The 434-nt window shown below is 41.7% G+C and carries 1 protein-coding gene; it reads left to right on the top strand.

The window, feature by feature from the left end:
• The coding region (locus ETC27_RS17805; RefSeq protein ID WP_500690365.1) for a Rossmann-fold NAD(P)-binding domain-containing protein at positions 1-434 on the top strand (434 nt) is incomplete at both ends.

Below are 434 nucleotides of genomic sequence, written 5' to 3'. Positions count from 1 at the left end.
GGAACGTGAAGAAGCATGGGAAGCAGAAATGATGGTTCGCGTAAAAGAGCCCCTAGAGGAAGAATATCAATACCTTAAAGAGGGACAAATAATCTGGGGATTTTTACATTTACCTGCAAATAAAGCTTGTGTTGAAAAAATGATAGAAATGAAGGTGACTGCTTTTTCGGCTGAAAATATCGCTACGGAGGGAATTTTTCCATTACTCAAACCCTTGAGTGCAATTGCGGGACGACGTGCCGTTAATATTGGACAATATTATCTGGAAAAACAACACGGGGGACAAGGAATTCTACTTCCAGGCATTCCCGAAAGTGGTATCGAGGCAGGACATATCGTTATATTTGGTGGTGGTACTGCAGCAGAAAATGCAGCAGATATTGCCTTGAGTATTGGTTGTTCCGTCCTTATTTTAGAGCTGAGTGATACACGTA

The sequence above is a fragment of the Onishia niordana genome, from assembly GCF_004798965.1.
Taxonomy (GTDB): domain Bacteria; phylum Pseudomonadota; class Gammaproteobacteria; order Pseudomonadales; family Halomonadaceae; genus Onishia; species Onishia niordana.
The sequence above is the reverse complement of the archived record's forward strand: the minus strand, read 5'-3'. Positions and strand labels throughout refer to the sequence as shown.